Origin of the sequence: Dapis brunnea BLCC-M229, from assembly GCF_050015995.1 — a bacterium.
Taxonomy (GTDB): Bacteria; Cyanobacteriota; Cyanobacteriia; order Cyanobacteriales; family Microcoleaceae; genus Trichodesmium.
Map to the genome: position 1 here is coordinate 15,015 of NZ_JBNHEP010000048.1, position 12,766 is coordinate 27,780.

The 12,766-nt window shown below is 35.8% G+C and carries 6 protein-coding genes; 2 read left to right on the top strand and 4 right to left on the bottom strand.

The features are described 5' to 3' along the window. The first annotated feature begins 1,112 nt into the window (after positions 1-1,112). Together ACP6PM_RS05175 and hemG are read left to right on the top strand one after the other, a co-directional pair. A complete protein-coding gene (locus tag ACP6PM_RS05175) occupies positions 1,113-1,337 on the top strand; it encodes a DUF2811 domain-containing protein (RefSeq protein ID WP_094673006.1) in 225 nt (74 codons plus the stop codon). 476 nt (positions 1,338-1,813) lie between these two features. Beyond that, positions 1,814-3,259, top strand: a complete 1,446-nt coding sequence (hemG, locus tag ACP6PM_RS05180) for a protoporphyrinogen oxidase (protein WP_426582463.1) — start codon at positions 1,814-1,816, stop codon at positions 3,257-3,259. A 1,625-nt stretch (positions 3,260-4,884) separates the two neighbouring features. Here hemG and ACP6PM_RS05185 read toward each other — a convergent pair. From ACP6PM_RS05185 to ACP6PM_RS05200, 4 genes are all read right to left on the bottom strand, one after another. Further along, the gene (locus ACP6PM_RS05185; RefSeq protein WP_426582465.1) at positions 4,885-5,586 is read right to left on the bottom strand and encodes a response regulator transcription factor; all 702 of its coding nucleotides are present in this window, start codon (positions 5,584-5,586) and stop codon (positions 4,885-4,887) included. A gap of 1,378 nt (positions 5,587-6,964) precedes the next feature. Continuing rightward, a complete protein-coding gene (locus ACP6PM_RS05190) occupies positions 6,965-9,079 on the bottom strand; it encodes a tetratricopeptide repeat protein (RefSeq protein WP_426582467.1) in 2,115 nt (704 codons plus the stop codon). Between the two features lie 1,599 nt (positions 9,080-10,678). Then, positions 10,679-10,852 carry a photosystem II assembly protein Psb34 gene (gene psb34, locus ACP6PM_RS05195; RefSeq protein WP_426582469.1) on the bottom strand — a complete coding sequence of 58 codons (174 nt, stop codon included), beginning with the start codon at positions 10,850-10,852 and terminating at the stop codon, positions 10,679-10,681. 79 nt (positions 10,853-10,931) lie between these two features. After that, the gene (locus ACP6PM_RS05200; protein WP_426582471.1) at positions 10,932-11,768 is read right to left on the bottom strand and encodes a thiazole synthase; all 837 of its coding nucleotides are present in this window, start codon (positions 11,766-11,768) and stop codon (positions 10,932-10,934) included. Positions 11,769-12,766: the final 998 nt, after the last annotated feature.

Here is a 12,766-nt window from a genome sequence, read left to right on the forward strand (position 1 = left end):
ACACAAAACATAAGTTTTTCAATTTTACCTTCAGCTACTTACCATTACATTTCAGAAACGCCATTAAGGTGAGGAAATCCTCCTATTACCTGTTAGCTTTAAACCCAGATTTTTGTCAAACACTAAAAAACTTACTGCTATATTACATAGAAACCGAATTTATCAACGAAATTTCCTGATTTTAAAGACAATAATCAGGGTAAAAAACCCGGTTTCTTGGTTGGATTGCGTAATTCCTTAAAGAAATAAAACATTAGTAGTGTACAAGTAGTGATATTTTAAGAAAAGTCAAATAGACAAGTAATTATTGTTTCTTTGAAACAAAGGAATTGGAATAGTTTGATGTTAACCTGTTTCCTAGCTCAATCATCAAAGGGCAACCAATAAAAAATTTTTCTTGAACAGAACCTAAACATTTGAGAATATTAATTAAGCAAAAAATCTGTTTGGCCTGAAGTAGGTGGACAAAATTATTTGTGCATTTACTAATCGGTTATATTACTTTTACCTCTTGCCTACCTTTCCCAAATATTCAATTAATTTTGTCCAGGTAATACTTTAACTTATTTAGTATTTAGATCAAATGGCCTCTGAAGAGTTGAACAACACTCACCAACAAGCAAAAAAATGGCACTCTCAAAATCAGTGATTATAGCTGTAATCTACCATTTAGACTCTATACCTAATTTCGATTTTTAATTTTTAATGGTAACTAGTTCAGAATTCTTATCTTTTAGAGTAATTTTCCACATTCATTCCACAGCATTTCCACAAGCAAGTTCAATGTTTTCCACAGATTAAACAGAATTTTCCACAGAGTTCAACGACGTCATAATACTCTTGTAAATGTATTGGGGATTTTGTTCATTTACAGGTAAATTCCTTCATATTAGCCATTTATTATAAATTTTTGTTACAAAAAATGCGATGAAACACTGATTATTTCGTAAATCTTTTATTTATTTAAAGTAGGTTGTAATATTTCTCAACATTGACAAACCTACCCCCTCTTAATGCACAATGATGCGACATTGGTAGTTCAAAGTTAGTGGTTGATGGCCACAACTAGGGACTATGAAGAAGAAAAAATATTATAGAGAACCCTACTAAAGATGAACGTAACCGTTAGTATTCTGGCCGAAATTCCTGAAGCACTGCACGAATCCCTTAAAATCTACTTAGAAACCCACCCAGACTGGGATCAAGACCGTGTGTTTTCGGCAGCTTTGTCACTATTTTTGTTACAGAATGGAGATAGCGGTACACCAGAAACATCTCCTTATTATCGGCAAGCTGCTAGAGTTTACCTAGAAACTCTTTTCCAGCATCATGTATGAGCAGCATTTTGAAAAATTAGTGGTGGTATGAAGTGGCCAAAACAATTCCACTGCTATGAATGTTGCTAGTATTGTAGAACACTAAATTATGATGGTTACTGCAACTGTGATGAAATCAGGTTGTAGGAGAATTTTGAAGATGGGGTTTATAAGTGTTTGGGGAAAATTTTTTATGCATTTTCTGTGAGAATATTGAGAATATAGAGAACTAAAAAATTTTACTCGTGGTTAGCCCAGTTACTTAGGTCTTAAACCTGAATTAATAGGTTGTTGAAAAAAAATGATTGTGGTACAACAATCAGCCTGGGATAGTTCAAATATTGTACATTGTTCCTGAAAATTGGATTTAGGAATTGGAAACAACTTTCGTAGTATCTCAGACCTTAATTTACTAATTCGGTCTTAGAGATTCAATCTAAAGCTGTGGTGAAATTCCACAGCTTTAACTCATAACAGAACTGAATATTTAGGAACAAATGACTGAAGTTTTAGATGTCTTAGTCGTGGGTGCAGGTATTACTGGGTTGAGTTTAGCCCATAAACTGACAAAATTAAGTAACAATTCACCCTTGAAGATTTTAGTTGCTGAGAGCCAAAACCGAGTAGGGGGTAATATCACCACAGTTTCTCAAGGAGAATTCCTTTGGGAAGAAGGTCCGAATAGTTTTTCTCCCACACCTGAGCTTTTAAAGTTGGCTGTTGATGTTGACCTTAAACAGGATTTGATTTTTGCAGATCGCAAGTTACCTCGCTATGTTTACTGGAATGGTCAATTGCTACCAGTGCCAATGGGTCCAACGGCTATGCTAAAGTCTAAGCTACTGAGTGATTCTGGAAAGTTACGCGCCTTAGTTGGTGCTTTGGGTTTTGTGCCACCTACTGTTGGTATTGGTCTGTCTCAGCAAGGGGGCGAAGAAACTGTATCCCAATTTTTCCAAAGACATCTTGGGCTAGAGGTGATGGAGCGATTGGTGGAACCTTTTGTTTCTGGTGTTTATGCTGGAGACCCTAGTCAACTTAGTGCTGCTGCTGCTTTTTCTAGAGTGGCTCGAATGACCGATATTGGTGGTGGACTTTTGGCTGGTGCTGTTTTATCTGCCAAAAGAAATCCTAAGTCAAAGGTTGCTGCCGATCCTAATATTCCCAAGACTAAAGCTGGGGAGTTGGGTTCTTTCCGAGGTGGTTTGGAGGTATTACCAAAAGCGATCGCTACTTATTTGGGAGAGGCAGTAAAACTAAATTTGCGTCTCATTGGTATTCGTCGTACAGAAGAACAAACTTATATAGCAGAATTTTCTACTCCTAATGGTTCTAAGGAAGTAGAGACTCGTAATATTGTGCTGTCTACTCCTGCTTATGTTTGTGCTGAATTATTTAGACCTTTGCTGCCTGAAATTGCTTCTGCATTCGATGAATTTTATTATCCTACTGTTGCTTGTGTAGTTTTGGCATATCCTGTTTCTTCTATCAAGGCAAAGATAGATGGCTTTGGTAATCTGATTCCTAGAGGTCAAGGCATTCGGACTCTTGGTACTATTTGGTCTTCTGCTTTATTTCCTAGTAGAACACCTCCAGGATGGCAAATTTTTACTAATTTTATTGGGGGTGCAACAGACCCAGAAATTTCTCAGTTAGATAGTGAAGCGATCGTTGCACGGGTTCATCAAGACCTTTGTCAAACTTTATTAAAGCAGGATGCGGAACAACCAAAAGTTCTGGCGGTGCATATATGGTCTCGTGCTATTCCTCAGTATAATTTAGGTCATAATTCTAGGCTGGCTCAGATTAATCATGGCTTAAAATCTTGGCCTGGTGTATATATTTGTAGCAATTATATTGGTGGTGTAGCTTTGGGAGATTGTGTTCGTCGTGGTACAGAAGTAGCGACTGAGATTTATCAAAGTTTGCAGACTACAAAATGATTTTCACTCTGCCGAGGGGCTAAGATTTCTGAGGAATATCGGTCCGTTTCCTTTCCTTTCTTTCCTTCGGAATGCTACTTCAATAATTAATAATTTTCATGTCGGCGAGAGCCGAAACAATTAATAATTACCTCTTCTTAAAGAGAAGAGAATTGGTTAAAAGAAATTTTTTTCTTTTTTTATCCTTGAAAGGAGAGGCTTTAAACCTTAGTTTTTCGGTAAAAACAACGGAGTGGATGTTAGAGTTTCCTGTTAAATTAAAGATTATAACGAGAGGACTATGGAATTAGTAGTTTACTAACTAAAAGTGATGGCAAAAAAATTCCTAATCTGAAACGCTTTAACCAATTACACAAGAAACTGAAATTAAGTCAAAAATCTCTATCTCGTAACACAATGAGGATCGAATAACTATCAGAAAGCCAGATTTAAAGTAGCAAAAATTAACGCTCAAATTCAAGATTCAAGGTTTGACTATACTCATGAACTGACAATCCAACTAATCAATAGATAGGAAGCTATAGTAGTTTAACTTGACAGTAAAAAACATAGCCCACGAATCATAAATTAGTTAGAGAAATTAGTGACGCTAACTGGTCGGAATTACTCAGACAATTAGACTATAAAATTGATTGGTATGGTAGTAAATTAGTCAAATAAAAATTATCTCTAAATAGGGCTTACTGATTAAATATAAAAGCATTTACATATAGAGGCTTTACCCTTTGCGTGTGGTCTAAAAGTGCAAGCTTATTGCTTCCTGAAGCTGAAAATGTGAGGATTTTGAGTAGACAATAGTGGAAAAACTGAGGGACAATTGTTCCTACTACACACTCTGTAATTCTCCATTCCTTCTGACTCCTGACCCCTACCTTTACCCATAAGACTTTTTCAGCAAACCCTAAATATTTAGATAGTAAGATTGTCCTAGTGGTCTGTCAAGTTTGAATTGATGGGTATTTCAAAATTGAAAAGCTTATCAATCAAGACTTTTAAGAATTCATCACCCATCAAAATAAGTTTGACAGACCACTAGTTGCAACTCTCACCACGATCGCGACATCAACGCCAGTATAATTTTGGCTGCCGGGTAGGCAGTATCTAGGGGAACCGTTGGTAGGGTGACGTACCGTAGAGCGAGCTTTTAGCCAGGAAGAGATTCATTAATGGATAATGGATAATTACCTCTCCCTAAAAGGGAGAGGATTGACCAACGCCGAAAAAATTTATTCTCAAGGGGAGATTGGAGGCTAGCGTTTCGCTGCGCGACATGAAACGCGTTTGCGGAGCATGACCTAGGATAGCGTCCCGGAGGGAACGGAAACCTCGCCATCCCATCCTACGGACTGCTCCGCAAACGACCGCTTTTTTCCCCTTGAAAGGGGAGGCTTTTAACCTCAACTGTTCAATTATTTAATTATTTAATTATTTAATTATTTAATTATTTAATTATTAATTATCCTGTAAATCTACCTTATCCTGGTGCGAGGAAACAGAAACCTAGAGCCTCTTTCAGATGAGCTTTCCTAAGGTCATGCTGCGAAACGCTTTTCATGTCGCGCAGCGAAACATAAAGTTTAGAGACCCCTCAACATAGTGAAGTCTTGGTGTTGGAAGGATGTCAACTAATTATTAGACGATAGAATATCTAATTTATAACCAACACCCCTAACAGTCACAATCTTAGGCAGATTATCATTTTTATGCTCTAACTTTTTTCGTATTTGGCCAATATGCACATCGACGACCCGTTCATCTCCAACATATTCACAATCCCAAACTTCTTGGATTAATTCTGACCGTTTCAAAGCACGACCAGGTTTAGTGGCCAAGCAGTGTAGTAGATCAAATTCTAGCGCCGTTAAAGCAATTAACTCCCCATTAACAGTAACTTCTCTGCCAAGAGGGTCAATATTTAAACCTCCTACACTGAGACCTTCTGGCTCTGGGTTGGAAACTAATCTCTGGCGTTTTAAAATTGCTCTGACACGAGCGCCTAGTTCTACTAAACCGAAAGGTTTTGTAATATAATCATCTGCACCGTCTTTAAAACCTTGTAATTTACTGTCCTCATCTGCAAGACTTGTAAGCATTAAAACAAAGACATTTGTATTCCTTTGCATTTCTTGGCAAAGTTGAAAGCCGGTTGTATCAGGTAAATTTACATCTAAAACTACCAAGTCTGGTGCAAATTGATTAAATAATTCTAGGGCTGTTTTGCCATCTCCAGCAGACTCTACTTGATATTCTTGTTGACTCAAATACCGATGAATTAAAGTTCGGATTGCTGGGTCGTCATCAACCGCTAGGATCTTTGCATAGGTCATGACAAAAATCTTAAATATAAACTAATGTATTGTCAAACTAAATCGCTGTTTTCAATTCAGAATTAACAATGTTTTGACAGGGGAAAGGTTTTTTATTTAAAGACTAAATTATGATTTTGATGATTGCTAAAATATTAACTATCAGTCAAACCGTAAGTTAGTTGATTATGGTTATCTATTGATAAATAACAAAATTTTTAATTATCTTTAGACCATTGTTTATAGGTATCTTGGTAACAAGTTGATTTAACCTCGACAAAAGATTTGTGTTCTGCCCTATATTCTAGGTGTTAACTATGTAGTAGGACAACTCAAATACTTGGATATATAAAAGGATACACTTAGCTAATTGTATCATATTAAAGTAGTTTCCTCAAACCTAGTGTCATTCAGTCCTTGTTGAATAAAATGATACCAATTTATGAATATAACCTTTGACAGGAATAATTAGGATTATTATACTATCTTAATTTGATTACAACATCACTAAAATTTTAGGTAATAGATTACTAGGAGTTTGAGAAAGAGCTAAATTTTGTTCTTGTATTCGATACTTACTATACAAGGCAAGGTTTTTTATTTAAACACTAAATTATGATTTTGATGGTTGCTCAAAATTTAACTATCAGTCAAAGTGTAAATTATATCATATCCGGATGAACAGTTATGAATAATTAGGGAGTCCTCAGAACTCAGAAGTGGTGGAAAAAATAATATATCAGGAGGAGAGAGAAGGAGAAGAAAGTTTTTTGTTGGCGGAGCTGAACGGAGTTATATCCCTAATTAAGCGGACATGATATTAGTTTATCTATGGTTACTTATTGATAAATAACAAAATGTTTAACGAGCTTTAGACCATTGTTTATAGCTATCTTGGTAACAAATTGATTTAACCTCGACAAAAGAAAGATTTGTTTTCTAACCTATATTCTGGGTGTTAACTATGTAGCAGGAAAACTCAAATACTTGGATATATAAAAGGATGAACTTAGTCTATTGTATCATAATTAAAGTAGTTTACTCAAACTATAGTTATTTAACTTAAGAATGAAACACTTTAGTGTTTCTCAAGTTAGTAAGGTACAGTTGTGTTTCTGATTTTCTCTCTTGGTGCGCCTTCCCTTCCCTCTGTCGCCGACGCGGGGTCGCACCGCTATTCCCTGTTTCCCGAATTACTACTGTCTACTCCCTAAAACAAACTAATGCGCGTATCTCAACAGTATGGGAATTTCTAAGTAGGTAGGCACGAATAAACATCACTATGTAACAAAATGTTAAAGCAGTTGAAACCCTTGAGATTGCTTCCTTCCGCTCCGCTTCAGTCGCTGCGGACGTACTTGTAAATTTTTTCACCTACCTACTTATAATCTTAGTTTGATTACAACATAACCAAAATTTTAGGTAATAAATTACTAGGAATTTTAGAAAGAGCTAAATTTTGTCCTTGTATTCCATACTTACTATAGAAGGTACGGATAATCCTGATAATATAATTTAAATTTACACTAGCTTGTTCTTCTTGTATTTCATTAATATTAGTCTGGAGTCTGTCACTATGAGCTAGTAAGTGATAATCCAAAGCTGCTTCTAAATTACTAATTTGACTATCTTTGTCTAATGTGGTATTAATCTCTATAGCTATTTGATAATAGGCAAGTCCAATATTCTGATAAGTGGCCAGTAGATCGAAGGTAAGTTGAGAAGGAGAAAACTGTTGCGCAATAGTTAGAGCTTGGGAATAAGCAGCGATCGCTTCATGGAAAAGTCTACTCCGAATTTGATGTTCTTCAAATTGGTTAGCTAAATGCCAATAGGCGGTAGCTAAGTTATTTTTTGTTGCAGCATAAGCAAGGGGAAGATTTTCTGAAGTGCGATACTTGAGGGCGATTAGATAGGCATCAATAGCTTTGAGAATTAGAGTTTCTGATGCTTCTGTCTGAAATTGAGCTAAATTCCAATAAGCTATCCCTAGGTTATTTTGAATCATCCCATAGTTCAGGGGTTCGATTTCTGGGGTAAAGTAATCAATAGCTTCGGCATAAGCGGAAATTGCCCCTTGCAAATGCTCAACTTCTTGAGTATGTTGAGCTAAATTCCAATAAGCTGTTCCTAAATTATTTAAGGTTGTGGCATAATCTTGAGCATCAGCTACTTTATCTAGATAAAAGATGGCTTCCTGATAAGCTATAATGGATCTTTCCCAATTCTGTTGTGCCTCCTGATGGGTAGCTAAGTCTCCGTAAGCTAAACCTAAGTTTTTTTGTAATCTGGCATAAGTATCTTTTTGGGATGGGGTAATTTCACCCATAGCCATTTGATAGAGAATGATACTTCGCTCCAAATAAACTAATGAATCAGATTTACTGGATTTGATTTGACGAGATAACATCCAGTAGAGAGTAGCAAGGTCATTAAGAATGTCAAGAACAGGAATTTTGGATGAAGAAAATTGGCTGACATTTCCTGTATCTTGAAATGTCCACTCGATGACCATCTCATAAGCACGAATGGCAATAATTAGACTTTGCTCCGAGACTTCTCCTGTTAAGACGCGATCGCGATGAAAATCCCCCAATGTTTTATAAGCTAGAGCTAACTCTTGAGATGGATATTGAGATTTATTCAACTCCTGAATTTCTTTGAGGATCTGAAACTTTTGTTTTTCGAGGGAATTTTTTTCTTCTCCAGACTTTCTAGAAATTTCTGCCCATACTAAATTTGCCAGTTCCACTAATTCTAATTCTGGCTGTGGAATATTCTCCTGGTGTTGACTATAGTGAATAGGCAACTCTGGAAGTTTTTGTGGAGCGGGGGGAAGAAGATAAGCTTGAGAATTTTTTGATTCAACAGTATAAGACTTTTGTTCGAGTGCCATTAATGGTCTTACTGTGTTGATGGAAGGTGAGCTAGTTATTGATGGGGAGAAAGATAGAGGGTTTGTTTTGTTTGGGAATGATGATTTTTTTTGTCTAGGAGTTATGGGGGTGGGGTCTCCTTCAAATTCAAATATACCTGTGTGCCAATTCCAAAATTCTGGTGCTGACTGTTTGATGGTATTTAGCCAAGGTTTGGTTATCCAAAGTAAGATACTAGATTCTAATTTGGATAGATTTGTTTCTATTTTTTTGAGATTGCTAATAAATGACCATTGAACTGCTGAGGGTTGTTTGGTCAAGTTTTCTATTCCAATAATTTGAAATCCTAATATTTGATATTCTTCTGTTTTCTGAAATTGGGGATTTTCGGCAAACCATTGATTGATTTGAGTTACTGGATTAGGGTTACTTAGGTTTAAATTGAGTGTGACAAATAATATATGTTTATTACTGTTTTCTTGTTGTTCAGTGTAATCTATAGTATTTGTTAAGTCTGCTTGTAAATTTTCAACTATGCTATTTCTTAGCTGTTGATTATCACATACAGCTATAAAAACTTGACGGCGTAGATTTAAGGATAGGGCTTGTTTCAAGCGTTGATAGATTTGCCGATTCAATCTAGATATTGTTGGGGCATTAATGTCTATCACAGTTCTATTAGGGGGTAAGTTAATTTGAATAATATTGACTTGGTTTTCTGATATAAAAGTCAGGTATGATATGAATTTTAACCAGGCTATTTATAAAGACTTAATCTTCTTAGAAAATGTTTGTAAAATAAGTATTGAGAAACTTATTTATCAACTAAATATTAAAGCTTGAATAAGGCCAAGGGTTAAAATCCGGCTGCTTGATAGGCTATCGGTATTCATACTCCTAAAATTATGGTGAAAAATAGTTCTGTCTTCACCTATTCCCAGTTCCCAGTTAAGTATTCTTTATCTGCTTTTTTATATTTCCTGATATATTCAATCTCTTATACAATTTTCCGAGCTAGCTGTGTAGAATCAGACTTTTAGAATAAATCACCAACTTATTTATATTACCTGGTCATGCTTCTATTAGTTATATAGCAATTCTTATTCTGGTGAGGTAAAAAGGTCTAGGTTTTAGGGATCAACAGATTTGGTCACAGAGGACAGAAAAGAAAAAAAGTTGACCTTACTAACTTGGGAAAACCTTAATACTAAATTTTTCAACTTCCTTAGCCTGAGTCAGGACTAATACCATGTATCAAAAAAGAATGTTATGAATAAAAAGGATATAGCATTTCTCAAATTGGTGAGATACACAAATTTTCGATTTTAGGCAACAGCGAATAGGGAATAAGGAATAGAAAAAAATACTGTACCTCATTAATATGAGAACTGCTATAATTGAAAGACTTTAGCGAAAAATAAAGATTTAAAGGCTCTCTTTTCAGGCAGAAAAAAATTCCTTTTAACCAATCTTCTTCTTTTTAATAAGAGGTAATTATTAATTGTTAATAATTAATAATCGAAATGAAATTTTCCTTTAACTAAAAAGAGAAACTCAACCCTCATAAATAGTATTTAAGCTATTCATTCTGACTCGGTCTGACTAGACTTAGTCCTCCTAACTCCTATAAACAGCCTAACTATTTGTAGTGGACTGACACATATAAAATGGTGCGTTACGACGGATTGGTGAATTCCTTTCATAGTCTGAATTTAATCTGTCTAACGCACCCTACTGGACTGACACAGCTAATTTTGTGCATTAGAAAATGGGGGGATGGGGTGATGGGGTGATGGGGTGATGGGGTGCGAGAGGAAAAAAGCTAATTCACCATTTTAGGTGTGTCGGTCTACTACTAGACTGTTTCGACTAAAATAGTGCATTAGATTTGTCATTGCGAAGGACAGTGAAGCAATCTCCAGACACTTTTCTATTGCAAAATTTAAACTGAAACAGTCCACTACTAGAGCATTTCACCTAAAATAGTGCATTAGGCTTTTTGATAATCACCTTATCACCCGGTTATTACATTCCCCCACCCCCCCCATTTTCTAATGCACATTTTTAGATGAAACAATTCACTACAATTTTGCTATAAACAGCCTGACTATTTGTAGTCAACATTTATCACGCCTGGTATAATTTTCATTCATTGGAGTTATTAGATCCAAAATAAAAACTAGACTCCTGAAACTTCAGGAACCTAGTTCACTCTTTGAATAATTTTTACTAAAAATTTAAGCTGATACAGAAAAAGCTACAAACATCAAACTACCTACTAATACAACTCCTAAAACTCCTAAAATAAGATAGTTCATCTGTTGTTTCTGATCTGGAGCCTCAGCTTGATAAACTTTTGGCTCTTGAGCAAAATTATTTAAACGTCCACCTTCTTCTGTTGTATATGGCATAATTAAAGACCTTTTTTCCTTATTATTTCTTAACTATTACCTAGACTAACAGAAAATTCGCGAAAATAGGAAATTATTACTAGAGATCGGGAGTGTTAATCCTTCCAGTCAAAGGCGAAGAGGCAGTCGCATAATCTTTTTTCGGTATTCTCCCAGCTAGATAAGCTAAACGACCTGCTTCTGTGGCCATTCCCATTGCTTTAGCCATGACAGGTGGATTTTTGGCCAGAGCGATCGCTGAATTAATTAGTAAAGCATCGGCTCCCATTTCCATTGCTTGAGTTGCTTCACTAGGAGTTCCTATTCCTGCATCAACTACCACAGGAACAGTAGAATTGTCAATAATTATGGAAATATTGGCTGCATTTTGGATTCCCTGGCCCGAACCTATGGGTGAACCCAAAGGCATAACTGTGGCACAACCAACTTCTTCAAGTCTTTTAGCTAGTAGTGGGTCAGCATTGATATAGGGTAAGACAGCAAAACCTTCTTTAATTAATTGTTCTGCAGCTTGTAATGTACCTATGGGGTCTGGCAATAAATATTTAGGGTCGGGAATAACTTCTAGTTTGACAAAATTATTATCTTCTTGGCCTAACAATTTTGCCATTTCTCTGCCCAACCTGGCTACTCTAACTGCATCTTCGGCCGTTTGACAACCAGCAGTATTGGGTAACATCCAGATTTTTTTCCAGTCTATAGCTTCTGCCAACCCTTCATGACCAGGAGCTTGAGTTTGTACCCTTCGTACTGCTACAGTGACGATTTCACATCCACTAGCCTCAATACTTTGCTGCATTGTCTCCATAGTTGGATATTTGCCTGTTCCTGTCATCAGACGGGAGGAGAATTTTTTACCTGCAATAATGAGAGGTTGTTCTAGGGTTTGGGTAGTTAATTTTTCTGCTATTTGCATTGCTTAATTGTGATGTTTACAACTATTTTAACTTTCAATTTACTTGGTTAAGTTGAAGCTTGTAATTTCTTTTTAGATTTCAAATATTGTAATTTTGATTTAAGATGAGGTATAAAATTTGGGATTTTTAGGAAGTAGGCAAACACGAAATATTAGTAAATTTTGACATCCTTGCTATTTTGTTTGTGCTGTCGGAGATGCCCCAAGAAATATGGTGGTAGGCATTAAGATTAGGAAAATTTTCTGTTACCAAAAAATTTAAAGAATAGATAAAAATTTGAAAACTATTAAGGCTGTTGCCTGTTGCCTGTTGCCTTTTTACTAGATTTTCTGTTCACGCTCTATATCGGATTGCTATATATAGTAGTTCTGAATAGGTTGTAATTTTGATCGAGCGGGGTTTGGTCTCCCAACCCGAACTAATACCAATTACCAAAAGTAATGCTATACTTGAGCTATACTTCAATAGTCAAATATTTACCAAGATTCAAAGTCTGTTTTTGACAATTATTAGTCGGTTAGTGTAGATTATTCCTACTTTTACCTCTCTCCTCACCTCCCACACTCCCCACACTTTCCCACCCAATCAGGTATAGCAAGATTTTTGAGAAATGGTATAAGAGGGGATTTGTCAACCAAACCCCCACAGTTTTTTTCACAAATCATTTGGGATGGCTATGGAACTAAGAAATAGAAAAAAAATAGAAAAAATACTATGTAATAAAATTTTGAAACACTATTGATGATTAACCATAAGCGCCATGAGGTAGAAATCCTAAGAGTCTTTTCAATCTTTCATCTGCTCCTTCATAACAATGACTTGGCATCTGATAATTCATAAATGGAGCATATTTATGTCCAACAAATCTTTTGCCATAAGTAATCTGTGTAATGTAGCGAGTGGTTGAAGACGAATTTCTAGAACCTCTATGCCAAACTTGATTGTTATAGCAATCGAAGCAAAGGTTAGGACGTTAACTTAACAGCATAATCAACTC